At 68.3% G+C, this 25295-nt stretch carries 30 protein-coding genes; 12 read left to right on the plus strand and 18 right to left on the minus strand.

The genetic code is table 11. The annotated features are described in order from the left end of the window. The first annotated feature begins 8 nt into the window (after window positions 1-8). Window positions 9-866: a DMT family transporter gene (locus ACFVAV_RS30020; RefSeq protein ID WP_379038940.1), complete on the plus strand. Its 858-nt coding sequence runs from the start codon at window positions 9-11 to the stop codon at window positions 864-866. On the opposite strand, the gene ACFVAV_RS30025 is transcribed toward ACFVAV_RS30020, so the two are convergent. Beyond that, window positions 814-1503, minus strand: coding sequence for a phosphoribosylanthranilate isomerase (locus ACFVAV_RS30025; RefSeq protein ID WP_379038941.1), 690 nt, complete (start codon window positions 1501-1503; stop codon window positions 814-816). The genes ACFVAV_RS30020 and ACFVAV_RS30025 overlap by 53 nt on opposite strands. Window positions 1504-1534: 31 nt before the next feature. Beyond that, on the minus strand, window positions 1535-1825 hold the full coding sequence (locus ACFVAV_RS30030) for a hypothetical protein (RefSeq protein ID WP_379038942.1): 291 nt from the start codon (window positions 1823-1825) through the stop codon (window positions 1535-1537). A gap of 88 nt (window positions 1826-1913) precedes the next feature. Between ACFVAV_RS30030 and ACFVAV_RS30035 the strand changes: the two genes are divergently transcribed. Together ACFVAV_RS30035 and ACFVAV_RS30040 are read left to right on the plus strand one after the other, a co-directional pair. Further along, window positions 1914-2864, plus strand: a complete 951-nt coding sequence (locus ACFVAV_RS30035; protein WP_379038943.1) for an endonuclease/exonuclease/phosphatase family protein — start codon at window positions 1914-1916, stop codon at window positions 2862-2864. Window positions 2865-2938: 74 nt separating this feature from the next. After that, the gene (locus ACFVAV_RS30040) at window positions 2939-4387 is read left to right on the plus strand and encodes a metallopeptidase (protein ID WP_379038944.1); all 1449 of its coding nucleotides are present in this window, start codon (window positions 2939-2941) and stop codon (window positions 4385-4387) included. A 1-nt stretch (window position 4388) separates the two neighbouring features. Here ACFVAV_RS30040 and ACFVAV_RS30045 read toward each other — a convergent pair whose 3' ends face one another. Genes ACFVAV_RS30045 through ACFVAV_RS30055 form a run of 3 tightly spaced genes read right to left on the minus strand, consistent with a single transcriptional unit; the run spans window position 4389 to window position 7126 of the window. Next, window positions 4389-4847, minus strand: coding sequence for a 6,7-dimethyl-8-ribityllumazine synthase (locus ACFVAV_RS30045; protein ID WP_379038945.1), 459 nt, complete (start codon window positions 4845-4847; stop codon window positions 4389-4391). A gap of 24 nt (window positions 4848-4871) precedes the next feature. Further along, complete coding sequence (locus tag ACFVAV_RS30050) at window positions 4872-5708, minus strand: alpha/beta hydrolase (RefSeq protein ID WP_379038946.1); 837 nt, start codon at window positions 5706-5708, stop codon at window positions 4872-4874. Continuing rightward, on the minus strand, window positions 5705-7126 hold the full coding sequence (locus ACFVAV_RS30055) for a M20/M25/M40 family metallo-hydrolase (RefSeq protein ID WP_379038947.1): 1422 nt from the start codon (window positions 7124-7126) through the stop codon (window positions 5705-5707). Before ACFVAV_RS30055 ends, ACFVAV_RS30050 begins: the two co-directional genes overlap by 4 nt. 119 nt (window positions 7127-7245) lie before the next feature. Here ACFVAV_RS30055 and ACFVAV_RS30060 point away from each other — a divergent pair, with 119 nt between their 5' ends. Then, on the plus strand, window positions 7246-7989 hold the full coding sequence (locus ACFVAV_RS30060; RefSeq protein WP_379038948.1) for a DUF4191 domain-containing protein: 744 nt from the start codon (window positions 7246-7248) through the stop codon (window positions 7987-7989). Between the two features lie 55 nt (window positions 7990-8044). On the opposite strand, the gene ACFVAV_RS30065 is transcribed toward ACFVAV_RS30060, so the two are convergent. Then, complete coding sequence (locus tag ACFVAV_RS30065) at window positions 8045-8428, minus strand: YrdB family protein (protein ID WP_379038949.1); 384 nt, start codon at window positions 8426-8428, stop codon at window positions 8045-8047. A 39-nt stretch (window positions 8429-8467) separates the two neighbouring features. After that, window positions 8468-8923, minus strand: a complete 456-nt coding sequence (locus ACFVAV_RS30070; protein WP_379038950.1) for an RDD family protein — start codon at window positions 8921-8923, stop codon at window positions 8468-8470. Window positions 8924-9175: 252 nt separating this feature from the next. Here ACFVAV_RS30070 and glnA point away from each other — a divergent pair, with 252 nt between their 5' ends. After that, entirely contained in the window at window positions 9176-10612 is a 1437-nt protein-coding gene (gene glnA, locus ACFVAV_RS30075) for a type I glutamate--ammonia ligase (protein WP_379038951.1), read from the plus strand. A gap of 83 nt (window positions 10613-10695) precedes the next feature. Here glnA and ACFVAV_RS30080 read toward each other — a convergent pair whose 3' ends face one another. Both ACFVAV_RS30080 and ACFVAV_RS30085 read right to left on the minus strand, forming a co-directional pair. Beyond that, on the minus strand, window positions 10696-11166 hold the full coding sequence (locus ACFVAV_RS30080) for a hypothetical protein (RefSeq protein WP_379038952.1): 471 nt from the start codon (window positions 11164-11166) through the stop codon (window positions 10696-10698). Window positions 11167-11276: 110 nt separating this feature from the next. Next, window positions 11277-11903: a TetR/AcrR family transcriptional regulator gene (locus ACFVAV_RS30085; protein ID WP_379038953.1), complete on the minus strand. Its 627-nt coding sequence runs from the start codon at window positions 11901-11903 to the stop codon at window positions 11277-11279. 151 nt (window positions 11904-12054) lie between these two features. Here ACFVAV_RS30085 and ACFVAV_RS30090 point away from each other — a divergent pair, with 151 nt between their 5' ends. Further along, window positions 12055-12849 (plus strand): thioesterase family protein, encoded by a 795-nt coding sequence (locus ACFVAV_RS30090; protein WP_379038954.1) that lies wholly within the window; start codon window positions 12055-12057, stop codon window positions 12847-12849. A gap of 65 nt (window positions 12850-12914) precedes the next feature. Further along, window positions 12915-14567, plus strand: a complete 1653-nt coding sequence (locus ACFVAV_RS30095; protein WP_379038955.1) for a CocE/NonD family hydrolase — start codon at window positions 12915-12917, stop codon at window positions 14565-14567. A 75-nt stretch (window positions 14568-14642) separates the two neighbouring features. Here ACFVAV_RS30095 and ACFVAV_RS30100 read toward each other — a convergent pair whose 3' ends face one another. Next, window positions 14643-15578 (minus strand): NAD(P)H-dependent flavin oxidoreductase, encoded by a 936-nt coding sequence (locus tag ACFVAV_RS30100; protein ID WP_379038978.1) that lies wholly within the window; start codon window positions 15576-15578, stop codon window positions 14643-14645. A gap of 171 nt (window positions 15579-15749) precedes the next feature. Between ACFVAV_RS30100 and ACFVAV_RS30105 the strand changes: the two genes are divergently transcribed. After that, on the plus strand, window positions 15750-16046 hold the full coding sequence (locus ACFVAV_RS30105) for a hypothetical protein (RefSeq protein WP_379038956.1): 297 nt from the start codon (window positions 15750-15752) through the stop codon (window positions 16044-16046). Here the strand turns inward: ACFVAV_RS30105 and ACFVAV_RS30110 are convergent. Beyond that, a complete protein-coding gene (locus tag ACFVAV_RS30110) occupies window positions 15979-16560 on the minus strand; it encodes a TetR/AcrR family transcriptional regulator (protein ID WP_379038957.1) in 582 nt (193 codons plus the stop codon). The two genes, ACFVAV_RS30105 and ACFVAV_RS30110, sit on opposite strands and share 68 nt — an antisense overlap. 100 nt (window positions 16561-16660) lie before the next feature. Here ACFVAV_RS30110 and ACFVAV_RS30115 point away from each other — a divergent pair, with 100 nt between their 5' ends. Both ACFVAV_RS30115 and ACFVAV_RS30120 read left to right on the plus strand, forming a co-directional pair. Then, on the plus strand, window positions 16661-17323 hold the full coding sequence (locus tag ACFVAV_RS30115; RefSeq protein ID WP_379038958.1) for a methyltransferase domain-containing protein: 663 nt from the start codon (window positions 16661-16663) through the stop codon (window positions 17321-17323). Between the two features lie 72 nt (window positions 17324-17395). Next, entirely contained in the window at window positions 17396-18037 is a 642-nt protein-coding gene (locus ACFVAV_RS30120; RefSeq protein ID WP_379038959.1) for an HD domain-containing protein, read from the plus strand. A 21-nt stretch (window positions 18038-18058) separates the two neighbouring features. Here the strand turns inward: ACFVAV_RS30120 and ACFVAV_RS30125 are convergent, their stop codons facing one another. The 7 genes from ACFVAV_RS30125 to ACFVAV_RS30155 are packed head-to-tail and all read right to left on the minus strand — an operon-like array spanning window position 18059 to window position 24347. Next, window positions 18059-18790, minus strand: coding sequence for a copper homeostasis protein CutC (locus ACFVAV_RS30125; RefSeq protein WP_379038960.1), 732 nt, complete (start codon window positions 18788-18790; stop codon window positions 18059-18061). A gap of 1 nt (window position 18791) precedes the next feature. Continuing rightward, window positions 18792-19571, minus strand: a complete 780-nt coding sequence (gene nagB / locus ACFVAV_RS30130; RefSeq protein ID WP_379038961.1) for a glucosamine-6-phosphate deaminase — start codon at window positions 19569-19571, stop codon at window positions 18792-18794. Beyond that, complete coding sequence (locus ACFVAV_RS30135) at window positions 19571-20743, minus strand: N-acetylglucosamine-6-phosphate deacetylase (RefSeq protein ID WP_379038962.1); 1173 nt, start codon at window positions 20741-20743, stop codon at window positions 19571-19573. Before ACFVAV_RS30135 ends, nagB begins: the two co-directional genes overlap by 1 nt. Beyond that, complete coding sequence (locus tag ACFVAV_RS30140) at window positions 20740-21063, minus strand: hypothetical protein (RefSeq protein WP_379038963.1); 324 nt, start codon at window positions 21061-21063, stop codon at window positions 20740-20742. The genes ACFVAV_RS30135 and ACFVAV_RS30140 overlap by 4 nt, the downstream gene beginning before the upstream one ends. Before the next feature lie 8 nt (window positions 21064-21071). Beyond that, entirely contained in the window at window positions 21072-22736 is a 1665-nt protein-coding gene (gene ptsP, locus ACFVAV_RS30145) for a phosphoenolpyruvate--protein phosphotransferase (RefSeq protein ID WP_379038964.1), read from the minus strand. Next, the gene (locus ACFVAV_RS30150) at window positions 22736-22996 is read right to left on the minus strand and encodes an HPr family phosphocarrier protein (protein ID WP_379038965.1); all 261 of its coding nucleotides are present in this window, start codon (window positions 22994-22996) and stop codon (window positions 22736-22738) included. The genes ptsP and ACFVAV_RS30150 overlap by 1 nt, the downstream gene beginning before the upstream one ends. Before the next feature lie 4 nt (window positions 22997-23000). After that, complete coding sequence (locus tag ACFVAV_RS30155; RefSeq protein WP_379038966.1) at window positions 23001-24347, minus strand: PTS transporter subunit EIIC; 1347 nt, start codon at window positions 24345-24347, stop codon at window positions 23001-23003. Between the two features lie 228 nt (window positions 24348-24575). Here ACFVAV_RS30155 and ACFVAV_RS30160 point away from each other — a divergent pair, with 228 nt between their 5' ends. Both ACFVAV_RS30160 and ACFVAV_RS30165 read left to right on the plus strand, forming a co-directional pair. Further along, entirely contained in the window at window positions 24576-24806 is a 231-nt protein-coding gene (locus tag ACFVAV_RS30160) for a glucose PTS transporter subunit EIIB (protein ID WP_379038967.1), read from the plus strand. After that, complete coding sequence (locus tag ACFVAV_RS30165; RefSeq protein ID WP_379038968.1) at window positions 24803-25258, plus strand: PTS glucose transporter subunit IIA; 456 nt, start codon at window positions 24803-24805, stop codon at window positions 25256-25258. The genes ACFVAV_RS30160 and ACFVAV_RS30165 overlap by 4 nt, the downstream gene beginning before the upstream one ends. The last annotated feature ends 37 nt before the right edge of the window (window positions 25259-25295 follow it).

A 25295-nucleotide genomic window follows, 5' to 3' on the forward strand; every position in this document is an offset into this window, starting at 1 on the left:
TTGGCACCGTGAGTTCGGTGATGCTGCTCCTCGCGGCGACCTGCATGTGGGGAATGTCCAGCGCGTCGATGTCGCTCATCGAGGGCGCCCCCACTGCGGTTCCGCTGGCAGCGCTCAGCGGTGGCGCGGCATTGCTGTGCTTCGCTCTGGTGACTGGCGGCAGCGCATGGCGGACGTTCGCCGATGCCCCATATCTATACATCCGGCTGGGTGTCTTGGAAGCAATGAACCTGATCCTGTTCGCCGCTGCGTTGCGGATCGGGCCTCTCCCCATCGTGGTAGCTCTCCACCTGACGACGCCATTGCTGCTTATCGGAATTCAAGTGGTCAGAGGTGTACGTCGATGTGATGTCGTGTTGACGCTCGAACTCGGACTGGTGGCTGTTGCCATCTGCCTGGCGAGTTCGGCGAGTTCGGGGGACTCCGAGGACAGGGTGCGCACGATTGTCGGATGTGTGCTCGCTCTGGCCAGCGCAGTGTGCGTGGCCGTGCTGGTGAGCACGGTGGCGAAGGAAGCGCGCGCCCGAACGACCCCGACTTCAGCGGGGCTTCAGTTGATATTCGCCGGCTTGCTCAGCAGCGCCCTCATTGCGGTCGATCCACCGACGTCGGCCGGGGCGGGCCACATGGTCTTGGTCGGTGTGCTGTTCCTGGGGCCAGGGTTTGCGCTGTACTGGGCTGCGCTGCGGAGTTTGGACGCCACGACCGCCAGCATCATCGGATTGAACGAGGCTGTCGTAGCGTCGATACTCGGTGCCGTGCTGCTGAGCGGCCGAGTTTCGGTCAGTGCGTTCGTCGCAGGCGTTCTGGTTCTCAGTGCTGTTGCGACGGAACAGTGGTCGCAACGGACCAGGCATGCGCACTAGCGACAAAGCTGCCGCACGCCTGTGGCGATTTGTCGCCGTTGGAATCTTCCACACCGCTGTTGACATCGACCCCGAACGGGTTCACGGCACTGATCGCCTCTCCGACATTTGCTGCCGTAAGACCACCGGCCAGAACAACCGGGCATCCGAGCGACGACAACTCCGCCACAATTCGGGCACTGATCGACCAGTCGTGAGTGCGGCCGGTCCCGCCCAGGCGATCTGTGGTTCGTGAATCCAGCAGCACTGCATCACAGTTGGCGGCAGCTGTCTTCGCATCCTGTATCGCGTCCGCGCCGGTGACATGCACGGCTCGCAGTACCGTGCGCCCGTTCGCAGCTGCCGTGACCTTCCGCAGCGTCTCGGTCGATACCAGCCCGTGTACCTGGATGGTGTCCACGCCGATCCGATCCGCCAAAGCGATGATCGCGTCCGCTTCCTCGAGATGGGTCACCAGGACCTTGTTGACGAACGGCGGAACAAGTGAGGCCAATCGCCGTGCCTCGTCGGCGTCGAGCCCATCCTCGCTGAAATGGGTTATGCCGGAAATAAATCCAACCGCATCAGCACCTGCCTCCACGGCGATCCGCAGGTCGGTTTCCGAGCGGATTCCACAGATCTTTGCACGGACGGTCATGGACAGAATGCTACCCGGAGTGCTGCGGGGATCACTTCAACTCGATAGGTGCAGTCGTGCGCTGGAAGGTTGTGACGAAGTCACGCAGCGCGGCGCGGTCCTCGGTGTCGACCGGGCGGTAGCCGCGGGCGGCTTCGACCGTGACCGTCGTGCCGACGTGGAGCGGGAGTTCGGGCCAGCACACGGGGAGCACCGGCAGTTGGATGGTGCGGTCGGCGACGGTAAGGGTGAGCGTGGAAGTGTAGCGGCCGGCGACCGCCATCAGCTCCTCGACCGCTGCCTCGGTGAGTGGGCCGGCCGCCGTGAATTCCTCGATGTACATGCCGCCTCCTTCCTCGCCAGTGTATGGCCTACAGAAATCTCAAGGGCGTCATAAGTGGGCCGCAATGTCGGCTGCATAGGGTGACCGCATGATGCGTGAATGGATGGAACGGGCCTTGCTCGTCCTGGGGTGGGGCGCAGTGATCACGGCGGTGGCCGGGATCGTGTTGCATGTCGGGAACTGGTCGCAGCGGTCGATGGTGTTGCTGGCCTCGGGGGCGATGTGGTTGATGCTCGGCGCGGTCGTGGGGTTGATCTTGCTGCTGATCGCGCGGAGCTGGCCGAGCGCCGTCGCCGGGGTGGCGGTACTGGTCGGCGTGCTGTGGTTGGTGGTGCCGTCCTACATTCCGGAGAGCCGCGCGGCCGCTGGGCCGGAACTGGTTGTGTTGCAGTCGAACCTGCTGTTCGGCCAGGCCGACACCGCCGCGGTGGTCGCGGCCGTGCGGGACAACGACGTCGACGTGCTCACCACCGAGGAGTTGACCGTCGGCGCGATCGAGCGCCTGCGCGCCGCGGGCTTGGCAGACCTGCTGCCCTACGCCTACCTGGAACCGGCGCAGTCCGGCGGCGGTGGCACCGGCATCTACAGCCGATACCCGTTGCGCGACAACGAGAAATACGACGGCTTCATCATGAGCAATATCTCCGCGACGATGGACCATCCACAGCGCGGCCCGATCTCGGTCTTCGCCTTCCACCCGATCCCGCCGAACCTCGACTTCGCCGCGTGGTCGGCGGAGATGCGCCGGGTCGACGAGATCCTCGCCGACACCAGCGCGCCCGCGATCGTCGGCGCGGATTTCAATGCCACCCACGATCATTCGGCCTACCGCGCCCTGCTCGACGGTCCGTTCGCGTCGGCGGCCGACCAGACCGGCGACGGCATCCTGCTCACCTTCCCCGCGGATCGGCGGTGGGGACCGGTGATCGGCATCGATCACGTTCTCGTCGCAGGTGGAGTGGCACAACAGGTTCGCACGCTCACCATCCCCGGCACCGACCACCGCGCGGTGCTGGCTTCGGTGCGGATGGACAGCTGACCGATCTCGTTTACCATGTGAGCGCTCGACAGCGGACCGCTAGGCGTCCGCGTCATTCCCGGGGAGGAACAGCGGTGATCAGACATCGATGGGGAATTGCCGTGGCCGCGGCACTTGTGAGCGTCGGCATGCTCGTATCCGGTTGCACGGCAACAACTGTCGCCAGCGACCAGGCGGTGCCGACCATGGACAACCCGTGGGAGGTGGCGGGCGCGACGTCGAACAGCGGGCCCAGCGGATCACGCCCCGGAGTGCCCGACACCGACAAGAAGGCGGAGAACGGCGACAACGGCAAGATCGACAAGCTCGCGCTCAACGCCATCGCCGATATCGAAGAGTATTGGCAGACCGAGTATTCCAAGACCTTCCGTGGCAACTTCAAGCCCGCCTCGAAGTACATCTCGTGGTCGGCGAAGGCGCCGGAGTCGGAATCGGTGCAGTTCTGCAAGAGCAGCACCTACAAGCTGGTCAACGCCGCGTACTGCCCGCTCGACCACTCCATCGGCTGGGACCGCGCGGTCCTGCTGCCGCTGCTGGTCGACAAGTACAAGGAGATGTCGGTGGTGATGGTGCTGGCCCACGAGTACGGCCACGCCATCCAGTCCCAGGCCGACCTGCTGCGCGGCTTCCTCACCGATGCCCTGGTGAAGGAGCAGCAGGCCGACTGCCTGGCCGGCGTCTTCCTGCGCCATGTCGCCGAGGGCAATTCCAAGCATTTCACCCTCAACACCACCGACGGCCTCAACGGCGTGCTCGGCGCGACCGTCGCCGTGCGCGACCGCGACCCCAATGATCCCGACGCCGTGCACGGTTCGGCGTTCGAGCGGGTCACCGCGGTGCAGATGGGCTACACCGAGGGCGCCAAGTCCTGCAAGGGCATCAACAAGGACGAGATCGACAAGCGCCGCGGCGGCCTGCCGGTCACCTTCGAGGACGGCGAGCGCGATGAGCAGCTGGCGGTGAACCAGGAGACCCTGAGCTCGCTGGCGGCCCAGCTCGGCAAGTCGATGCCGGTGAAGAACGCGCCGAAGTTCGACTACGCCGGCGTCACCCGCAACTGCGCCTCGACCACCACGACCGAACCGGTGTCGTACTGCCCTGGCAGCAACACCATCGGCACCGACCTGCCCGCCATGGCCAAGCGTGCGGGCGAGGGTGCGAGCGGCAAGGAGGAGCCGCTGTCCGCGGTGGTCACCGGCGACTACAACGCCGCGGTGGTGTTCGTGTCCCGCTACGCCCTCGCGGTGCAGCAGGATCGCAAGCTGTCACTGACCGGCGCCGAGTCGGCGGGCTTGCGCACCGCGTGCCTGTCCGGTGCGCTGACCACGAAACTCAGTGAGCCGGGCAGTGATCCGCGCCTGTCCGCCGGCGACCTCGACGAGGCCGTGTCGGGCCTGCTCGCCGACGGCCTCGCGGCCGCCGACGTCAACGGCAAGGTGGTGCCGAGCGGCTATCAGCGCCTGGAGGCGTTCCGCACCGGCGTTCTCGACGGCGAACAGGCCTGCCTGACCCAGTTCAAGTAGGTCAGCGCGCCGAGGGCAGTGACCGCAGAGAGCTGAGGGTGTTCGCCACCGCGCGGGCAGCCTCGGCTCCCTTTGTCACGAAGTGGGTGGTGAAGTAGTCGACGTGCTCGCTGTGCTCGTGGAAGTGGTGCGGCGTGAGCACCACCGAGAACACCGGCACGTCGTTGTCGAGCTGCACGCGCATCAGGCCGTCGATCACCGCGGTGGCGACGAAGTCGTGGCGGTAGATGCCGCCGTCGACGACCAGCGCGGCGGCCACGATCGCGTCGTAGCGGCCGGTGCGGGCCAGGCGCTGGGCGTGTAGCGGGATTTCGAAGGCGCCGGGTACGTCGAAGACATCGATCGCGTCCGGGTCGAGACCCAGGTCGGCGAATTCGGCCCGGAAGCCCTCGTAGGCCTTGGCGACGATGGAGCTGTGCCAGCTGGCACGGATGAAAGCGACGGAAGACGTGGTTCCCATGGCCGGAGTCTACTAGGCCATAAGCTACTCGTCGGTAACATGCTGGGAGAGCCATCCGGTGACATCACCGATGACCTGATCGCGCTCGGGTTCGTTGAATACCTCGTGGAACAGTCCCGGATAGCGCAGCACCGTCACGTCGGTCGAGGCGGCATCGTGTTCGAGCAGGTCGGAGCTCGACGGCGCGGCGATGGTGTCGGCGGTGCCGTGCAGCACCAGCAGCGGCGCGGTGAGCGCGTCGAGACGCTGCTTCACCAGCGCGGTGTGCTGCAGGATCTCCACCGCGGTGCGGGCCGGCAGCTTGCCGCGGAACACCAGCGGGTCGTCGTCGTAGGCGCGCACCACCTCGGGGTCACGGCTGATCGTCGACGAATCCAGGGTCAGCACACCGAGATTCGGAGCGATCCGGGTGAGCAGCGGGGCGGCGAGGCGCTGCAGCGGATTGCCGAGCGGGATGTCCAGCGGCGGCGCCGACACCACGATCCCGGCCACGTCGACCGGCCCGCGGGTCGCCAGATGCAGCACCACCAGGCTGCCCATCGAATGGCCGAGCAGGAAGCGGGGCACGCCGGGGTGGGCGGCGCCCGCGAGATCCAGCAGCGTCGCCACATTGTCGGCGGCGGCGTGCATCGACCCGATATTGGCCGCCGCGCCCTCCGACAGGCCGTGCCCGATGTGGTCGAGCGCGTACACCGCGAATCCCGCCGCGGCCAGCTTGTCACCCACGTACTCGTAGCGTCCCGAGTGCTCGGCGATGCCGTGCACCAGCACGACCACCCCGAGCGGTGCGGTCTCGGGTTCCCATGCGCGCCAGGCGATCCGGCCGCCCTTGCCGGCGAACTCGCCCGTGTCCGTCGTCATCGCTGTGCTCCTTCTTCGGGGCCGGGCGCCGCCGCGAGCCGCTCGAGCAGGCGCCGGTTGAACTCGATCAGCCGAGCGTAGTTGAGCCGGGAGATCCGCTCGTCGGTTCCGTGGATCCGCTCCAGATCGGCCGCGGTCAGCACGATCGGCGCGAAGTTGCAGCGGGTATCGGCCAGGCCGTCGTAGTGCCGGGAGTCGGTGGCGCCCGGCACGATCCCGGTGGTTGTCACGATGCCGGGGACCACGCCGGTGGCGAGCTCGGCGATCAGCTCGAACGCGGGACCGGGGCCGGTGACCCGCGACGGTTCCGACGCGGGCCCGACGAGGTCGATCGCCACGCCGAGATCGCGGATCACCCGGCGGCAGTGCGCGAGCACCGCCGACACCGAATCACCGGGCAGGATACGGAAATTCACCAGCGCCTCGGCGCTCTGCGGCAGCACATTGGCCTTTACGCCGCCCCGGATCACCGTCGGGGCCGTCGTCGTGCGGACCAAGGCTTCCGTGGTCGGGCCCGCCGCCAGGATCCGCGCGATGAGCGGCCCAGCCAGCGTGGACAGACCTCGCGTCTCGGTGAATTCGAGCAGCCTGCGCCGCGGTTCGGGCAGGGCGACCCGCATCCGGGCGAGCATGTCGGTGATCACCGGGGTCAGCCGCAACGGCATCGGGTGGTCCTGCACCCGCGCGACGGCGCGCGCGATCCGCCCGACCGCGGTCTGCTTGCCCGGCATCGACGAGTGGCCGCCGGTCTCGGTGACCGAAAGCCGCACCGTCGCATAGCCTTTCTCGCCGAGCATGATGCTGGCCACCGGCCGGTCGACCCCGTCGGCGACGCCGACGGTGATCACCCCGCCCTCGTCGAGCAGCAGATCGGCGCGCACCTCCTCGGCACGCAGGTGCTCGGCCATCCGGACCGCGCCGCCGTCGCCGAAGACCTCTTCGTCGTGACCGAAGGCCAGATAGACGGTGTGCCGCGGGCGGATTCCCGCGCTGAGCGCCCACTCGACCGCCTCCAGCACGGCGAGCACCCGGCTCTTGTCGTCGATCGCGCCCCGGCCCCAGATGAACTCCTCGTCGACGACACCGGCGAACGGAGGGTGGGTCCAGCGCTGCGGATCGTCGACCGGGACCACGTCCTGGTGGGCCAGCAGGATCGCCGCGGCGTGTCCGGGCTCGGCGCCGTCCCAGCGGTAGAGCCTGCTGCGGCCGAAGGTGGTCAGGGTCAGCTCGGCATGCACCCGCGGGAACGAGGCCTCGAGGTGCTCGGCCAGCCGGACGAACTCCGCGTCGGCGGTGTGCGCGGGATCCTCGGTCGAGACCGTCACGCACCGCAGGGCCGCGGCCAAGCGCTCGGCGACCTCGTCGTCGACGCCGTCGGTGACGGGGGAGCTGGCCGGGTTGTCGGTGATCGGGCGCATCCTAGGCATTCTTGCCCGTGCTCGCCCGGTTCGCCGCCGAAGGCGTCCGAATCGCCGTATTCGTGTCGGAGCGTCATGCGGTCCGACGGGTCGGCGGAGGTGCATCTAAGCTGAGAGACATGGCAGGAGGCAAGGGCGGCAAGCCGTCGAAGGAAGCCAGGGCCGCGGCTAAAGCGGCCCGCAAGCAGGCATCACGCGAACGGCGTCAGCAGTTGTGGCAGGCGTTCAACATGCAGCGCAAGGAAGACAAGGCGCTGCTGCCGCTGATGATCGGCGCACTCGTCGGCACCACGGTGGTCTTCTTCCTCGTCGGTCTGATCTTCGACATGCAGTGGTTCCTGCTGCCGCTGGGTCTGCTGCTCGGTGTGCTGTTCGCGTTCATCATCTTCGGCCGTCGCGTGCAGAAGAACGTCTACCGCAAGGCCGAGGGCCAGGCGGGTGCTGCCGCGTGGGTGCTGGAGAACCTGCAGGGCAAGTGGCGGGTCGCCAACGGCGTCGCGGCCACCACCCAGCTCGACGCCGTGCACCGCGTCATCGGCCTGCCGGGCGTGATCTTCGTCGCCGAGGGCTCGCCGCAGCGGGTGAAGTCGCTCATCGCGCAGGAGAAGAAGCGCACCGCTCGTCTGATCGGTGACACCCCCATCTACGAAGTGGTCGTCGGCAACGAGGAAGGCCAGACCCCGCTCAAGGATCTGCAGAAGTTCCTCACCAAGCTGCCGCGCAATATCGACGTCAAGCGGATCGACCAGATCGAGGGCAGGCTGTCGGCGCTCAGTTCGCGCAGCGGCCCGGCCATGCCGAAGGGCCCGATGCCCCCCGGCGCCAAGATGAAGGGCATGCAGCGCGCCATCCGTCGCCGCTGAGCCTTCGACCTCCACGAGCCCGGCACCTGATCGCAGGTGCCGGGCTCGTGCCGTTTCAGGAGTTCGGCGACCGTCCGGTCAGCAGCCACAGAACCCGGTCGTAGGCCAGCAGGTGATACGCGACGAGCACCGCCGCCGAGATCAGCGCGGCCCGGGACAGTCCCGCGGCCCACAGCGCCGCGGCCCCGCCGAACAGCACGACGAATTCGACGACCAGCCGCACCGGACCCGAGACCGGCACCGGCGAACCGCCGCCACGGCCCGGATCGTCGGGCAGGGTGAATGTGCCCCAGAGCACCGCGGCCGCGATCGGCAGCACGACGACGAGCAGATATCGCCAAGGGGAATCGAAGGCGCGCCATCCGTAGACCCCGAAGGAGGCGATGGCGATCAGTTCGAGCAGGAAACGCACGGCCAGCAAGGCCGGATTCAGTGACACGGCCACAGCGTACGGCCGCGTCGGGCCGTCCGCGCGGGCTCAGCGCGCGTTGACCAGTGCGGTTCCGGTGGCCCGGTCGTGCATGCCGCGACCGTCGGCGTCGGTGAACAGCGCCGGGACGACGAACACCAGCAGCACCTGCCTGGCCAGCGCGCGCACGAACCCGACCGCCACCGGCGCGTCGATCCGGATCACCCGCAGTTTCATGAAGTACTGGCCGGGGGTGAACCCGAACAGCGTCACCGCGGCGACGCCGACCACGAACCACACCAGCAGCGGCACCGACGACGAGACGAAACTGCGGGTGATCACCGCGGCGATGCCGACCGCGATGAACCAGTCGATGAACAGGGCGACGACCCGGCGCCAGGTCGCGGCCAGCGAGCCCGCCCCTTCGCGCGGCAGCCCGTACAGCTCGCCGGGGTAGCCCGATGTTTCCGGGTCGCCCGGTTCCGCGGGGTTTCCGGAGAGCCATGTGCCGGTGATACGCGCCATGGCTCCCAGGATAGTGGCGCGCTATCGCCCGCCCACGACCGCATTAGTAGAGGTCACGTCTTCGCACGATCAGGCGGATGGCAGGATTACGATGCAGGTCGCGCCCGGATGGCTGAGATCACCCTGGCTTCCGGCATGCGTAACACTGGCGAAACACAGCCTTGACTGTAGGGAAACACCGCGTCCATAGCGTCAGGTCGCGACGAACCCATGCATCGTGACTGGCTGGGAACCGATCCGTAAGGAGAACAAGTGACGTTCAGCACGGCCGAAGAGGTCATCCAGCACATCAAGGAAGAGGACATCGAATACGTCGATATCCGCTTCTCGGACCTTCCCGGCGTCCAGCAGCACTTCTCGATCCCGGCCAAGGCGTTCACCGCCGACCTGGCGGAAGAGGGTCTGGCGTTCGACGGCTCCTCGGTGCGTGGCTTCCAGTCGATCGACGAGTCGGACATGCTCCTGCTCCCCGACTTCAGCACCGCTCGGATCGACCCGTTCCGTGCCGCGAAGACGCTCAACCTGAACTTCTTCGTGCACGACCCGTTCACCCGTGAGGCGTACTCCCGCGACCCGCGCAACATCGCGCGCAAGGCGGAGGAGTACCTGCGTTCGACCGGTATCGCCGACACCGCCTACTTCGGTGCCGAGGCCGAGTTCTACATCTTCGACGGCATCCGCTACGGCTCGGGCATGAACGGCTCGTTCTACGAGATCGAGTCGATCTCCGGCTCGTGGAACACCGGCAACGAGTTCAACCCGGACGGCAGCCGCAACCTGGGCTACAAGGTCCGCAACAAGGGCGGTTACTTCCCCGTCGCCCCGTACGACCACTACGTCGACCTGCGCGACAAGATCTCGACCAACCTGCAGAACGCGGGCTTCGAGCTCGAGCGCGGCCACCACGAGGTCGGCACCGCCGGTCAGGCCGAGATCAACTACAAGTTCGGCACGCTGCTCGGTGCGGCCGACGACCTGCAGCTGTTCAAGTACATCGTGAAGAACACCGCGTGGCAGGAAGGCAAGTCTGTCACCTTCATGCCGAAGCCCCTCTTCGGTGACAACGGCTCGGGCATGCACGTGCACCAGTCGCTGTGGAAGGACGGCAAGCCGCTGTTCCACGACGAGGCCGGCTACGGCGGCCTGTCGGACCTGGCGCGTCACTACATCGGCGGCATCCTGCACCACGCCCCGTCGCTGCTGGCGTTCACCAACCCGACCGTCAACTCGTACCACCGTCTGGTGCCGGGCTACGAGGCCCCCATCAACCTGGTGTACTCGCAGCGCAACCGCTCCGCCGCGGTCCGCATCCCGGTCACCGGCAACAACCCGAAGGCCAAGCGCATCGAGTTCCGCGCGCCTGACTCCTCGGGTAACCCGTACCTGGCCTTCGCCGCCATGATGATGGCCGGCCTGGACGGCATCAAGAACAAGATCGAGCCGCTGGCTCCGGTCGACAAGGACCTCTACGAGCTGCCGCCCGAGGAGGCCAAGAACATCCCGCAGGCTCCCACCAGCCTGGCCACGGTCATCGACCGCCTCGAGCAGGATCACGACTACCTCACCGAAGGCAACGTCTTCACCGAGGACCTGATCGAGACCTGGATCCAGATCAAGCGCGACAGCGAAATCGCGCCGGTCAACCTGCGTCCGCACCCGTACGAGTTCGAGCTGTACTACGACGTCTAAATCGACGTAGTAACGCACGGGTTTTCCGCGCCCTCCCCGCTTCGGCGGGGAGGGCGCGTCCCGTTTCCGGGGACCGCGCCGAGTTACCGGGCGGCGAGCTTCGAGTGGATGGCCGTGATGAAGGCGGCGGGGTCGGGTCCGGGGCCGGGGCCGAGGTTGAAGTGGCTGCGGTTCGCCCAGGATCCGAGCATGGTGGCGTCGCTGCGGTCCGCCGGCTGGAGGGTGGCACGTTCGAGAGTGAAAACCCTGACGTCGTCGGAGTTCTCGGGCAGTACGACCGCGACGAAATGCGCTTCCGCGGCGGCGGCCGGTGCCGGTAGTTCCACGAGCAGCAGCTGGAATCCGTCGGCGTCGATGCGGCGGCCCGTGATGCCATCGCTCGGCAGGCGGTCGTCGGCGGCCAGTCGCTCGCCGACGTTGTCCCACAGGTACTTGAGCTGTTCGGTGTAGCCGTGCGGCGGCTCGTCGGTGACCATTCGCGAGCCGAGCCGCTGGGCCAGGTTCGGCAGGACCTGGTGTGCGAACTGGTAGTGATGGGTTCTCGGCTCGGCCATGATGGGTTCCCTCCCGTATCGAGCGGGAATTCCCCGCCCGTGCCGGACAAGCTACCCGCCGGGTCCGACACCGAGGCACAGCGCCCGAGCGGCGCGCTGTCCGGTGCCGATCAGGCCCGGATGAACAGGCGCAGCGATTCGTCGACGACGGCGTCGCGGGTGCGGCCGTCGGGGTCGGCATCCGGGCGGAGCCAGATCGAGGCGTGGTTCAGGATGCCGTGCAGGCAGTGCAGCGCGACCGACGGATCGGGGCAGTCGAATTCGCCCGACGCGATGCCCTGGTCGACGACCTCGCGGAAGATCCGATCGTGCCGTCGGCGCATGGCCTTGATGGCTTCGGTGTGCTCGGCCGGCCACGGCGCGGGGAACGAGAAGAGTTTGCCCACTTCGGGATACAGCACCGTCAGCACCCGCAGCTGCTCGGCGACGAGCGAGCGGAGCCGGTCGGTCGCCGATCGATCCGCCGCGGCATCGAGCGCTTCGCTCAGGTGAGTCAGCACATCTGAGGTCAGCTTCTCCAGTGCTGCGGAGACCAGCGCGTCCTTGCTCGGGAAATAGTGGTAGAGAGTGGCTTTCGCGATGTCGGAACGTTCGGCGACGTCTTCGAACCGCATTCCCTGATAGCCGCTGCCGGACAGGATCTGCAGCGCGGCGTCGATCATCTCCGCCTTGCGGCGATCGCGTCGTCTCGCTGCGCGCCCGGCGGGCACGACGCTCTCGTCCGCAATCGAAGTCATCGGCCGATCATATCCGGGCCGGTTGTCGAACCATCCCCGCCAAGTCGCCCGGATCAAACCCGTCGGTCGATACCTCCACCCGCTGTGAAGTCGACCACAAGGATGGTGAGTCGACTGGTGAGATGAAAATTCGACCCGTAGGTTGAGTTTTGTGACAGAGACATCGGCGACCAGCTACTTCCAGCGCGTCGGCACGCACCGCTTCGTGCCGACCGTCCACGCGGGCGGCGCCTGGGACACCGACGAGCAGCACTTCAGCCCACTCGCCGGGCTGATCGTCCACGAGATCCAGCGCACGCGGGTGCGCGAACAACGCCCCGCGCTGGTCATGAGCCGGATCAGCTTCGACATCCTGGGCCGAATCGGGTTCGAGGAGTTCGATATCGACGTCAGGACCGTTCGCCCCGGCCGCACGATCGAACTGGTCGAGGCCACGGTCACCATCGCCGGCCGCAGCGTCGTGAGCGCCCGCGCCTGGATGCTGAGCACCCAGGACACCGACAGCGTCGCGGGCGGCGAGCCCGACCGGCTGCCCGCGCCCGAATCGCTGTCACCCTGGCCGCTCACCTCGGTATGGCCCGGCGGGTACATCGCCTCGCTCGACGCCCGCCCCGTCGGTCATCCGCAACCAGGGCGAACCACCGCCTGGATCCAGTCGGCGGTGAATCTGGTTGCCGGGGAATCCGCCGATCCGCTGGCGTCGTTCCTCGCGCTGGTGGATACCGCGAACGGCATCGCCGTCCGGCAGGAGCCGACCAAGTGGATGTTCCCCAACGTCGATCTGACCATCCACCTGTACCGGCAACCCGAAGGCTCCTGGACCGGCCTCGACACCAGCGTCACGTTCGGCCACGCCGGACAGGGACTGACCACGACCGTGCTGCACGACACCCGAGGACCGGTGGGAGTGGCCGAGCAGATCCTGACCGTCCGCCCGCAGCCGTAGCGACACACCTCGGCCCCAGGATCTCGGGGCTGGACGCCGCTACCGCGAGCGGCAATAGTCCATCCGTGCAATGGGGTGCGATGGTGGCGCGGGTCGTCGCCGGTATGGCGTTGGTGCTGGGTATGGCGGCGCCGGTCTCGGCCGAGCCGGTGAATGCGGCGTTCACGTGGACGCAGGAGTATCTGACCGCGCCGGACGGCACGCGATTGCACGCCGATGTCCTGCGGCCCGCGGGTCTGGCCGACGACGTGCGCACCCCGGTACTGCTGACCGCCAGTCCGTACCGTGCGCACCTGGCCTACCTCACCCAGCCGCGCCCCGAAGGCGGACCGTCCACCGACAACCTGCCGGTGGAGTGGGCATTGAAGTCCGGCTACACCTACGTGATCGTGGATCTGCGCGGCTTCGGCGGCTCCAACGGGTGCCCGGATTTCGGTGGACCGGGGGAGCAGTCGGACGTGGTCGCGGCGGTGGAGTGGGCGGCGAGCCGACCGTGGTCGACGGGCAGGGTCGGCGTGGTCGGCACCTCCTACGAAGGCTGGACCGGCATGCTCGCGCTGGCCGCGAAACCGAAGGGACTGGCCGCGGTCGCTGCCTTCGAGCCGGTCGTCGACCCGTACTCCTACCTGTACATGCAGGGCGTCTCGTGGAAGTTCGGCGGTAAACCGCTGACCGAGGACGGCCTTCGCCCCGCTGACTTCGCAGGCCCGGAACACCTGGCCATCGCCCACACCCCGGGCCGCTGGGACGACTCACCCGAATACCAGGCCAATGCCCTCCAGATGACCAAGGAGTGCACCGACAGCTATCTCGCGCTCACCACCGACCACAACGGCGCCAACCCGGGCTGGCGTGACCGCGACATCGTCGAGGACCTGCGTGGCAACACGACTCCGCTGTTCCTCGGCCAGAGCTTCCTCGACTCCAACACCAGAGCCGACCGTGTCCTCGACGCCTGGCAGGGGATGGGCCCCGGCGAGCACCGGGCATGGTTCGGTCAGTGGGGTCACTCGGATTGCCGCAACCGCTGTGGCACACCGCATTTCAATGCGGAACTATCCGCGTTCCTGGACCGGCACGTGGCGGGCGCGCCGGTGGAGGTCCCCGGACCGCCGGTCACCGTCGGCCAGTTCGACGGCGGCTGGCGCAGTGAAAATGTGTGGCCCCCAGTCGATTCCCGCCGGGTGACCGTCGACCTGCGCACCGGGACATTCCAGGATCGCGGTCTGCTTCCCGGCCCCGACCGCGAGATCTGGTCGATCTCCGCGCCGGTGACCGGCGCGCTGCATCTGGCGGGCCGGGCGACCGCGACGCTGAACCTCGCCGGACCGCCGAATGCCACTGTCGCCCTGGAGCTTTACGACATCGCACCCGACGGCCGCGCCACCGTCATCACCCGCGGCATCGCCCCCGTCAGCCCGGAAGCGCAGATCCGGCTGCTCTGGCAGGACGCCCGCCTGACCACCGGCCATCGCCTCGGCATCCGGATCACCGATGTCGTCGACGACGTCTGGTCCCACACCCCGGCCAACGCCACCGTCACCGTGACAGCGGCCCGCCTCGAGCTGCCGTTGCTCACCACGCCGAGGGAGACGGATCTCTCGGGCGGCGTACCGATTTGGCACGCCAGGTGGCGGACCGAGGAAACGATCCAGCTCGACCAGGCACTGCTGAGCGATCCAGCACGAGCCGTCGACCTGCACAACCCGGTTGGTTAGGCGCGTCGCAACCACGTGCGCCACGAACCGGCGCGGGGACACCGACCACGGAGGTCGAGACGGGCGCGCCGGCCGTCAGCGGCGCAACAACACCGCCGCGTCATGGCATAACCGGTCGATGATCGCGGCGGCGGGTTCGATGTGGGTGATGAGGCCGACGCCCTGCCCGGCGTCCACCGGAGCGATGGTGACGTCATCGGATTCGATGGCAGCACGGAGCACCTCGGCGCTCGGCCGCGACTCGTCGAACTCGGGGCGCAACCAGGGATCGGTGACGTCGTTGCGCAGCACCCGAGCCGGATAGATCGGCGGCCACGGCAGGTCGAGCACTTTATCGAACGCGGTGGTCACGACGGTATGGGTGGAATCGGCCGCGAGCATCGCCCGCCGGGCGTTCTCCGGCACCAGCGACTCCTCCGCCGCGGCCAGGCACGTCCCGAGCCATGCCCCCGCCGCGCCGGCCGCGAGCACCGCGGCGAGCGTGCGCCCGGAACCGATCCCGCCCGCCGCCAGCACCGGAACCGTCGCGATATCGAGCACGGCATCGAGCAGCGGCAGCAGCGCGAGCCGGTCGGCGCCGTGCCCACCGCCCTCGCTGCCCCGCGCGACGAGCACATCGATGCCGGCATCCTGGGCGCGATGCGCACCGGGCACGTCGTAGACCTGCGTTACCGCGAGAATCCCCGCCGCCTGCACCACCGGGACCCACGAGAAATCGGTACCGAAACTGATCGACAGAATGCGTGGTTCGGCGGCGATCGCGGCCTCGAGCAGGCCGGTTTCGCGCTGCCGCACCCAGTCGACGAGCCCGATCCCGGACGCCGTGCCCCCGGCGGCGGCGAGCTCGCGCTCCAGTGCGGCCACCGACCCGGCGCTGCCCATCCCGATCATGCCCAGCCCACCGGCCGCGGTCACCGCCGCCGCGAGCCGTCCCCCCGCCGCACCGCCCATCGGCGCGTTCACCACCGGCACTCGCAAGCCGATCGAACGCGACCACGGTGTCGCCAGGATGTCCTGTTCCGCTGTGCTGGTCATGGCTCGGCACCTCTCGTCGTGGCTCGGCCCACCCATCATGCCAAGTGCCGGTGACGGTGATCACGTCCGCCGCGTGCGAAAGGCCGAGGACCGCGGCGCTCGGGCGTATGTTCGTCAGCAGTATCGCAACGAGGAACGGGGGTTCGGATGACGATCAGAGATCGGCTCGAGGAGGCGGTCGCCGCGCCGCCGACGGTGTTCGGCGAACCGATGGAGACGGCCGACGGCGCGACCGTGATCACCGTCGCGCGCGGCGGTGTCTTCGGCCGGCCGGCTCAGCCGGTCGGAGTGTTCGTCGTGCACGAGGGCCGCGCGCACTGGACACCCGCCGTCGACTCCAATCGCCTCGCCCAACTGGGGGAATGGATCGGCCTGCTCACCGGTGTGATCGCGGCGCTGGCGATCCTGCGCCGTCCGCCGTGGCCTGATCTGCGCTGCCGCTGAGCCCGTGTAGAGCCAGCGACTCGAAACGTCGCCAGGCCCGCGCGGGCGGGACCGAGTTGTGCGGATCGATCACCGTGCCGAGGACGCCGACCAGCGCCCACGACAGGAACGCGACCGTGTCGGCGGCCAGTCCGTCGACCAGTTCGCCGATCAGGTCGGCCACGCACTGCCGGTAGGCGTGCAGCACCGTCGTGGTCGCCTTCGGCCCGATGAGCGGCTGATACACCTCGGGATACTGCGCCGCGAGATGGAACATCACCCGCAGCGGTGCGATCGGCGAGCCGGGGGCGGTGGTTCTGGCGATCTCGCGGCGCAGGAACTCGGTGCAGCTGACCAGTAGCAGGTCGTCCTTGTCGCGGTAGTGCGCGTAGAAAGTGGAACGCCCGACGTCGGCACGGTCGATGATGTCGCTGACCGTCACTCGGTCGTAGCCGCGTTCGATCATCAGCTCGATCAGGGCGCGGTGCAGGGTGTCCCTGGTCCGGCGGACCCGGCGATCGGTGTGCTCGGCCATCGTTCCTCCACGGGACGGATACGCCGGATGTGTCCGGAAACGGACAGATCCGGCCGTTCTGGTTCTGGTCGCCGCCGTGGCTGCGTTCGACCATGGACGCATGACCCGAAACCAGCTTCTCACTCCCATGTTCGTCGACGACAGCGACACCGGCCTGGTCATCGCGGGCCTGCGTCGCTACAACCTGTTCACCGCGGTGTTCTTCCTCGGCAGGCAGCGTCGTCTGCTCGCCGAATTCGTCAGGACCGCAGGTGCGGAACCGGGTCACCGTGCACTCGATATCGGCTGTGGTCCAGGGAAACTCGTACGCGCGCTCGGCGTTGCGGTCGGGCCGACCGGTGCGGCGGTCGGGGTCGACCCGTCGGCGGTCGCTGTCGGCGACAACCAGCAGCGTGATCGCGCGGCCAACCACCGCTACGAACGCGGGCCCGCACAGGAACTGCCCTTCGCCGACGCCGAATTCGACGTCGTCACCTGCACTTTCGTCATGCACCACATTCCCGCCGAGCATCGGCAGACAGCGATCGCCGAGATGTGGCGCGTCCTGCGTCCCGGCGGCACGGTGCTGCTGGCCGACGCCTCGCCCTCGCCGCGGATGCGCCGGGTCCTCACGACGCTCCTCGGTGGCGGTGACCCGTTCGCCGATGCCGACATCCGCCGCTACTCCGATCAGGTGCGCGCCGCGGGCTTCACCGACCTCGCCTACACGCAGAGCAGGTATCAGACCGGCATCCTCACCGCTGTGAAACCCGCTCCCCGCTGATCCGGGCCGCCTGTCGGTGGCCTCGGCTAGGGTCGATCTGGACAGGATCAGATTCGAGCACGGGGGTGCGGCATGGAGTTCGATCAACGGGAAACCGACGCACGGGAGTTCGCCGTCGAAGCGCACGGCGACCAGCGCTATGGCGATCGTCCCTACGTCACCCACCTGGCCGCGGTCCGGGCCGTGCTCGATGATTTCGGCTACAACGGCTCGCTCGCCGTCGCGGCCTGGCTCCACGACGTCGTCGAGGACACCCCCGTCACCGCCGCGGATGTCGAATCCCGGTTCGGCCGTGAGGTTCTCGACCTGGTGTGGGCGGTCACCGGCATCGGCCCCGATCGCAAATCCCGAAACCTCGACGCCTACAGCAAGATCACCGCGCACCCGCCCGCGGTGATCCTGAAGCTGGCCGACCGCACCGCCAATGCCGAGGCCAGCCCGGCCGGCAGCAGCTGGATGGGCATGTACCGCACCGAACACCCCACCTTCAAGGCCCATCTGGGCGGACTGCTCGCCGACGATCCGACGGTTGCCCGCATGTGGGCGCGGCTCGAGCGCAGCCTCGACCTGTCGGTGGCGCCGCCGGCAGATCAATGGGCCGAGATCGACCGGCTGGCCGCGGCGGGCGACCACGCGGGGGCGATCGCGGCGGTGCAGGCCGCGTTCGACTGCAATCCCGGCGAGGCGGAACTCATTCTCGCCGAACGTTCCTGAGCTAGCCGGCGCGGGCGGCGATCAGCCGACCGCTTCCACCGCCCGTAGCTGTGCTGCGACCGCAGCGGCGAGTTCGTCATCCAGTTGCTCGTGACCGGAGGTGCCGCCACCACCGGGCCCGCCGTCGTCGGCGATGACGCGGCGGGCCGAGAGGTGCACGGCGTCGACGCCGGCGCGGTGCAAGGCCGGTATGTCGCCGACGGTGACCCCGCCACCGGCCATGATCTGGATCCGTCCGGCGGCGTGGGCGACCATCGCGGCGAGTTCGCCGAGACCGTCGGAGCATCGGGCGGCGCCACCGGAGGTGAGCACCCGGGTCATTCCTCGGGCCACCAACGTGTCCACGGCGGCCGACCGATCGCCGACCTGATCAATGGCCCGATGAAAGGTCAGTTCGATGTCATCGACCGGAACACCGTCGAGCACACGCTCCAGCACCTCGACGTCGACCCGATGCTCAGAAGTGAGCGCCCCGACGACGAGTCCGGCCACGCCCGCCGATACCGCGGCCCGCGCATCGGCGTTCATCACCGCGATCTCGTCGGCCTCGGCATACACGAAACCGCCCGCACGGCAGCGAATGAGCGCATGCACCGGAATCCCGGTCGCCACTACCTTCTCGATCGTCCCGATGCTCGCGGTCAACCCGCCCGTACTGCCCAGCGCCGCACACAGTTCCACCCGATCCGCGCCGACCCGGCGGGCGCCGACCGCACCCGCCACATCCTGCACCGCGAACTCGAGCGCGGTCATGTCAGAACGACTGCCAGGCGGGCTTGTTCGCCAGCGCGTACTTGTAGTAGCCGGCCAGCTTCAGCTTGCTCGCGGCCGCCTCGTCGATCACCACGGTGACGTGCCGGTGCCACTGCATGACCGAGGCCGGGCAGAACGCCGACAGCGGTCCCTCCGCCGCGGCGGCGATGGCATCGGCCTTGCCCGCGCCGAGTGCGATCATCACCAGATGCCCGGCTTCGCCGATGGTGCCGAGCCCCTGGGTGAGCACGTGATGCGGCACGTTCTCGGGCCCGTCGAAGAAGCGGGCGTTGTCCTTGCGGGTCTGTTCGGTGAGCGTCTTCACCCTGGTCCGCGAGGTGAGCGCCGATCCAGGCTCGTTGAAACCGATGTGCCCGTCGGTCCCGATGCCGAGCAACTGCACATCGACCCCGCCCGCGGCGGCGATCGCGGCGTCGTAGCGCCTGCCCTCACCCGCGATATCGCCCGCCTCACCGTTCGGGCTGAGCACCCGCGCCGGATCGAGGTTCACATGGTCGACGAACTCCGAGCGGATCACCGAGAAGTACGACTGCGGATGCTCTTTCGGCAGCCCGACGTACTCGTCGAGCAGGAACGCGCTGGCTGTCGAGAAGTCGATCTCGCCCTCGCGATACCGCCGCGCCAGCTCCTGATAGCTGCCCAGCGGCGACGACCCGGTGGCCAGACCGAGGATCGCATTCCCGCGCTCCACATAGCCGCCGACGATATCGGCGACCGTCGTGGCCACCTCGTGCTCGTCCGCCCGGATCACGATCTCCATCAGGTTCCTTCCGTTCCGGCGACGAACACCCGCCGCGGCTGCAATGACTGGTCGGTGACGAGGAGGTCGGCGCGCGCACCGACCGAGAGGACGCCGCGGTCGTCGAGTCCGAGCACGCGCGCGGGAGTGAGGGTGGCGGCGGTGACTGCCTCGGCGAGCGGGATTCCCGCGTGCTGAACCGTCCACCGCAGCACATCGAGCAATCGGGCGGTCCCGCCCGCGATGGCACCCGGAGTTCCGTCGGCAGTGGCGAGCCGGGCGACACCGTCGCGCACCCGCACATCCAGCGCACCCAGCTGATAGTCGCCGTCACCCAACCCGGCAGCCGCCATCGCATCGGAGACCAGCGCGATCTGCCCCGGCCCGACCGTGTCGAACACCATCGCCACGGTCTCCGGCGCCAAATGCACACCATCGGCGATCAATTCGACCACCATGTCCCCCTGCCCGGCAGCAGCCAGACAGGCGGCAACCGGGCCGGGGGAGCGGTGATGCAGTCCGGGCATCCCGTTGAACAGGTGCGTCGCGGTGATCGGCCCGCCGACCGCATCGGCGATCCGCGCCGCGGTCGTGGCGGCATCCGCATCGGTGTGCCCGAGACTCGGCAGGACATCATTGCGCCGCATCGCAGCGAGCAGTTCCTCGAAATGCGCGGTCTCGGGCGCGAGCGTCATGGACCGGACAGTGCCACGGGACGCATCGCAGATCCGCTCGAACAACGCGGGATCACCAGGAACGATGGCTGCGGGATCCTGCGCACCACACCGGATCGCGTTGATGAACGGCCCCTCGAGATGGATCCCGAGCAGCTCGCCATCGGCCACGAGATCGGCAAGAACCGCAGCCTGCTCGACCAGTACCTCAGGCTGCGCCGAGACCAGGCTGCCCAAGAGCCCCGTCGTCCCCTGACCACGATGATTCGCCGCGGCGACCCGAGCACCGGCGGCATCGGCATTGGGAAACCCGAACCCACCGCCACCATGGCAGTGCACATCGATCAGCCCAGGCAGTACCAGATCTGTGCTTGCTGCCGGAAGCTGCTCCACAGCAGGATAATTCGCGGCGCGCCCGACCCAGCTGATCCGCTCGGCATCGAATTCGACCACACCATCGGCAATCTCGCCGCTGCCGGTCCCCAGGATCCGCCCACGCACCACGCCTCGCGCGGTCACCACGCCACCTTCCGCCGTGTACCCGACCTGCGTACCAACTCGCGCCGGGCGTCCGTCTGGCAGGCGAACTCGTGCCGGCCTGCTGATTGCCACCCCAGGGTGATGCCGCGCCGGCTCGCTGTGATGGCATCGGCGAGCGGGATTCCCCCGTGCCGCACCGTCCAGCGCAGCGCGTCGAGCAATCGGCCGGTCCCTACCGCGATCACGCCCGGCGTTCCGTCCGCCGTGGCGAGCCGGGCGACAACGTCTCGAACCCCGACCGCACGGAACAGACGACGGGAGTGCAGCGGCCCGGCCACCGGCCGAACCGCACGCACCATCCTCCGATTCATGCCCGCCCGATGATCGCCGCGACCGCCTCACGTGCCAGCTGCGGATTCCTGGCCGCACACGCGACCTCCGCCGCATCCCGGCACTTCTCGATGTCGACGGCCGACAACGCCGCCCGCACCGCGGGCAGCGCCGGCACCGACATCGACAGACTCGTCACCCCGAGCCCGACCAGCACCGGCGCCAGTATCGGATCCGACGCCGCCTCACCACACACCCCGACCGGCTTCCCGGCCGCCGCCCCCGCCGCCCCGACCATCGCGATCAGGTCGAGCACCGCCGGCTGCCACGGATCGAGCAGATGCGCGAGCCCACCGGCCATCCGGTCGACCGCGCACGTGTACTGGCTGAGGTCGTTGGTGCCGATGCTGACGAAGTCGAGATGCGTGAGCAGATCGGACGCCCGCAGCGCCGCCGCCGGGATCTCGATCATCGCGCCCACCTTGCGCAATCCCGATTCCCGTGCGAGCTCGGCGAATCCGGCGGCCTCGTCGGCGGTGGCGACCATCGGCGCCATCACCCACAGTTCGGCCCCGGTCGCCTCGGCCGCCCTGGCCAGCGCGGTGAGCTGGGTGGCCAGAGTATCGGGGAATACCGTCCCGACCCGCAGACCACGCACTCCCAGCGCGGGGTTCTCCTCGGTCCCCAGATCGAGGAACGGCAACGGCTTGTCCGAGCCCGCGTCGAGCGTGCGGACCACGACCTTGCGCCCGGCGAACTGCTCGAGAACTGTTGTGTAGGAAGCGATCTGCTCGTCGAGACTCGGCGCCATCGCCTTGCCGAGATACATGAACTCGGTGCGGAAAAGCCCGACGCCTTCGCTGTCGACCGGCCCCGCCTTCTCGGCATCGTCGACGGTCCCGATATTCACCAGCAGCTGCACCGGCGTCCCGTCGGCCGTATGCCCCGGCCCACTGGCAGCGGCCAGCCGTGCCGCGTCCGCCGCCGCCTGCTCGACAGCCGCCTTCTGCCGCCACGGACTCGGATCGATCACGACATCACCGGTACTGCCGTCGAGCAACACCGGCGCGTCCTCGACGAGCCGATTGGTGCCGGGACAGTTCACCACCGCGGGCAGCCCCAGTGACTTCGCGAGAATCGCGGTGTGGCTGGTCGGCCCGCCCTCGGTGGTGAGCAGCCCGACCACATCGCTGTCACCGAGCATCGCCGTGTCCGCCGGCGCGAGGTCACGCGCGACCAGAATGAACGGATATCCCGGCTCCGGGATGCCCGGTATCGGTTCTCCGAGCAGCACCGCGACGGTGCGCCCGCCGATATCGCGCAGGTCGGTCGCCCGCTCGGCCATGTACCCGCCGAGCGCCTCGAGCTTGGCGCAGAACCCCTCGAACGCCAGGTGCACCGCGTGCGCCGTCGGCATCCCGTAGGCCAGTTGCTTCTCGGTGGCGGCGACGATGCCCGGATCACGGGCCATCGTCGCCGACATCGACAAGATCTCGGCCGCAACACCACTCACCCGCCCGGCCCTGGCCTGCATCTCGTCGGCCACGCCGCCGAGCGCCGCCTTGACCCGGGCCAGCTCCTCCTCGACCGAACCGCCGACCGGATCCTGCGGCGAGGTCGCCAGCTGCGAACCGAACCGCAACCACGGCGCGCACGCGACGCCGGGGCTCACCCCGAGTCCACGGATCACCTTTTCGCCCATCAGGCGGCATCCAGATCCGAGGCCACGAGCGCGGCCAGACTGTCCAGGACCGCGTCGTCGTCGGCGTACAGGGTGACCTCGCTGCCGTGGCCCGCGCCCAGCGTCATCACCGCGAGCACACTGGCCGCGTCGACCGGTTCACCACCTCCCACCGAAATCCGCACCGGCACCCCGGTGGCCTGGACGGCCTGGGTGAATTTCGCGGCGGGCCGGGCATGCAGCCCCACCTCGGATCCGACAACGACTGTGCGGGTGGTCATGGCCTCACTCACCTTTCAATTTCTTGTCCAGCTTCGCTTCGGTTTCGGCGACCAGGGGCGCATCGGTCCGAGTATCGCCGGTCGCGGTCAGTGCCGCCTCGGCCTCGACCGCGGCGACGTCGGGCGCCCCGGCCTCGATATCGGTTTCGGCTTCGCGACCCGGCGTCCGCAGGTTCCACTTCTTGATCACGAAGCTGAAGAGCACGTAGTAGATCACCGCGTAACCGAGGCCGATCGGGATCAGCAGCCACGCGTCGGTCGCCTTGCCGAAGTTCAGCAGATAGTCGATCGCGCCGGCCGAGAACGTGAACCCGTCGTGGATGCCCAGCGCGTTGACCAGCGCCATCGACGTGCCCGTCAGAATCGCGTGCACCACGTACAGCGGCCACGCCACGAACATGAACGAGAACTCCAGCGGCTCGGTGATGCCGGTGACGAACGCGGTCAGACCGGTGGACAGCATGATGCCGCCGACCAGCTTCTTCTGCGACGGCCGCGCATTGCGCCAGATCGCCAGCGCGGCGGCGGGCAGCGCGAACATCATGATCGGGAAGAAGCCGGTCATGAAGGTGCCCGCGGTCGGGTCGCCGGCGAAGAAGCGGTTGAGGTCACCGCGCACGAGCTGGCCGGAGGCGTCGGTGTAGTCGCCGACGAGGAACCACACGGTGGAGTTCAGGATGTGGTGCAGGCCGGTCGGAATGAGCATGCGGTTGGCCGCGCCGTAGATGCCGCCACCGAGGACGGTGTTGTCGGCGACTGTCTCACCCACCCAGGTGAGCGCGGAGTTGAAGGCCGGGTAGATGAAGGACATGCCGACACCGACAACCAGACCGGTGACCGCGGTCAGGATCGGCACCAGCCGCCTGCCGTTGAAGAAGCCGAGGAAGTCGGGCAGTTTCGTCCGGTAGAACCGCTGCCACAGGATCGCAGACAGCAGACCCATCACGATGCCGCCGAGGACGCCGTAGTTGATCAGCGCCTGCGCGCCCTTCGGATCGGTCTTGCCTTCCAGCACGATCGGCGACATCGCCTTGAACACACCGTCGATCACCATGTAGCCGACCACCGCGGCCAGTGCCGTCGACCCGTCGGCCTTCTTGGCCCAGCCGATCGCGATACCGACGGCGAAGATCAGCGGCAGCCAGGTGAACACGGCCTGCCCGGCCGCCGAGATGACCGCGGCGGTGCCCTCCAGCGCGGAGAACCGGCCGAGGAGATCGTCCTGGCCGATGCGCAGCAAGATGCCCGCCGCGGGGAGCACCGCGATCGGCAGCATGAGGCTGCGACCCAGGCGCTGCAATCCCGCGAACACCTTCGATTCTTGTTTGGGGCTGTCGGTAGCGGCAGTCATGTCGACCTTCTTCGTGCCGGGTTTGCCGGCGGTCTCGGCGAGCCGGACGGACTTACGAGCCTGTCCGGGTTAACTGTTGTGAACCGGTCACCCTGACGGGTACTGTCCGGTCATAACCAGTTGTAAGTTTGACCAGGTGGCTGCTGGATGTCAACCGCGAAATATGACGTGGCGCACATTCGAGGCTCCCATACTGGAACCGGCAACCATCGCGGAAAGGGAGAACACATGTCCAAAGCGGAAGCGATCGTCAAGGGTCTGGGCGGCGCCGACAACATCATCGAGATCGAAGGCTGCATCACCCGGTTACGCACCGAGGTGAAGGACGCCAGCTTGGTCGACGAGGCCGCGCTCAAGGCCGCGGGCGCGCACGGCGTCCTCAAGGTGGGCAACGCCGTGCAGGTCGTCGTCGGCCCCTCGGCGGACTCCCTCGCCGAGGACATCGAGGACATGCTGTGAGTGTGCCGGTCCTCGCCCCGCTGGCCGGCAAGGTCGTGGCCCTCGCCGACGTCCCCGACCCGGTCTTCGCCGGTCAGATCGTCGGCGCCGGCGTGGCGATCGACCCCGACCGCACCCGCGGCACCCTCACGGTCACCGCGCCCATCGCAGGCAAGATCCTGAAACTGCACCCGCACGCCTTCGTCATCCTGGGCAGTGGCGTCGGCGTCCTCGTCCACCTGGGGATCGACACGGTCAAGCTGAAGGGGGAAGGCTTCGGACTCCTGGCCGCCGAAGGCGACGAAGTCGTCGCGGGCGCCCCGATCGTCACCTTCGATCCCACCGAGATCGCCGCCACCGGCAACTCCCCGATCTGCCCGATCGTCGTGATGGACTCCCCGAAGGACTCGATCGTCAGCGACGCCATCGGCACCGACGTGGATTCCGGCGCCCTGCTGTTCGATTCGCCGTAGCCGACGAGCTGACGCACTCGCGGCGTCGGCTGGTTTC

The organism is Nocardia sp. NPDC057663, from assembly GCF_042799895.1.
Classification (GTDB): Bacteria; Actinomycetota; Actinomycetes; order Mycobacteriales; family Mycobacteriaceae; genus Nocardia.

What these genes read in the sequence shown, in the direction of transcription:
- ACFVAV_RS30025 (WP_379038941.1), bottom strand. Translation starts at nt 1,503, where the DNA reads ATGACCGTCCGTGCAAAGATCTGTGGAATCCGCTCGGAAACCGACCTG.
- ACFVAV_RS30030 (WP_379038942.1), bottom strand. Translation starts at nt 1,825, where the DNA reads ATGTACATCGAGGAATTCACGGCGGCCGGCCCACTCACCGAGGCAGCG.
- ACFVAV_RS30035 (WP_379038943.1), top strand. Translation starts at nt 1,914, where the DNA reads ATGATGCGTGAATGGATGGAACGGGCCTTGCTCGTCCTGGGGTGGGGC.
- ACFVAV_RS30045 (WP_379038945.1), bottom strand. Translation starts at nt 4,847, where the DNA reads ATGGGAACCACGTCTTCCGTCGCTTTCATCCGTGCCAGCTGGCACAGC.
- ACFVAV_RS30050 (WP_379038946.1), bottom strand. Translation starts at nt 5,708, where the DNA reads ATGACGACGGACACGGGCGAGTTCGCCGGCAAGGGCGGCCGGATCGCC.
- ACFVAV_RS30055 (WP_379038947.1), bottom strand. Translation starts at nt 7,126, where the DNA reads ATGCGCCCGATCACCGACAACCCGGCCAGCTCCCCCGTCACCGACGGC.
- ACFVAV_RS30060 (WP_379038948.1), top strand. Translation starts at nt 7,246, where the DNA reads ATGGCAGGAGGCAAGGGCGGCAAGCCGTCGAAGGAAGCCAGGGCCGCG.
- ACFVAV_RS30070 (WP_379038950.1), bottom strand. Translation starts at nt 8,923, where the DNA reads ATGGCGCGTATCACCGGCACATGGCTCTCCGGAAACCCCGCGGAACCG.
- ACFVAV_RS30080 (WP_379038952.1), bottom strand. Translation starts at nt 11,166, where the DNA reads ATGGCCGAGCCGAGAACCCATCACTACCAGTTCGCACACCAGGTCCTG.
- ACFVAV_RS30085 (WP_379038953.1), bottom strand. Translation starts at nt 11,903, where the DNA reads ATGACTTCGATTGCGGACGAGAGCGTCGTGCCCGCCGGGCGCGCAGCG.
- ACFVAV_RS30105 (WP_379038956.1), top strand. Translation starts at nt 15,750, where the DNA reads ATGACGATCAGAGATCGGCTCGAGGAGGCGGTCGCCGCGCCGCCGACG.
- ACFVAV_RS30110 (WP_379038957.1), bottom strand. Translation starts at nt 16,560, where the DNA reads ATGGCCGAGCACACCGATCGCCGGGTCCGCCGGACCAGGGACACCCTG.
- ACFVAV_RS30115 (WP_379038958.1), top strand. Translation starts at nt 16,661, where the DNA reads ATGACCCGAAACCAGCTTCTCACTCCCATGTTCGTCGACGACAGCGAC.
- ACFVAV_RS30120 (WP_379038959.1), top strand. Translation starts at nt 17,396, where the DNA reads ATGGAGTTCGATCAACGGGAAACCGACGCACGGGAGTTCGCCGTCGAA.
- ACFVAV_RS30125 (WP_379038960.1), bottom strand. Translation starts at nt 18,790, where the DNA reads ATGACCGCGCTCGAGTTCGCGGTGCAGGATGTGGCGGGTGCGGTCGGC.
- nagB (WP_379038961.1), bottom strand. Translation starts at nt 19,571, where the DNA reads ATGGAGATCGTGATCCGGGCGGACGAGCACGAGGTGGCCACGACGGTC.
- ACFVAV_RS30140 (WP_379038963.1), bottom strand. Translation starts at nt 21,063, where the DNA reads ATGGTGCGTGCGGTTCGGCCGGTGGCCGGGCCGCTGCACTCCCGTCGT.
- ptsP (WP_379038964.1), bottom strand. Translation starts at nt 22,736, where the DNA reads ATGGGCGAAAAGGTGATCCGTGGACTCGGGGTGAGCCCCGGCGTCGCG.
- ACFVAV_RS30150 (WP_379038965.1), bottom strand. Translation starts at nt 22,996, where the DNA reads ATGACCACCCGCACAGTCGTTGTCGGATCCGAGGTGGGGCTGCATGCC.
- ACFVAV_RS30155 (WP_379038966.1), bottom strand. Translation starts at nt 24,347, where the DNA reads ATGACTGCCGCTACCGACAGCCCCAAACAAGAATCGAAGGTGTTCGCG.
- ACFVAV_RS30160 (WP_379038967.1), top strand. Translation starts at nt 24,576, where the DNA reads ATGTCCAAAGCGGAAGCGATCGTCAAGGGTCTGGGCGGCGCCGACAAC.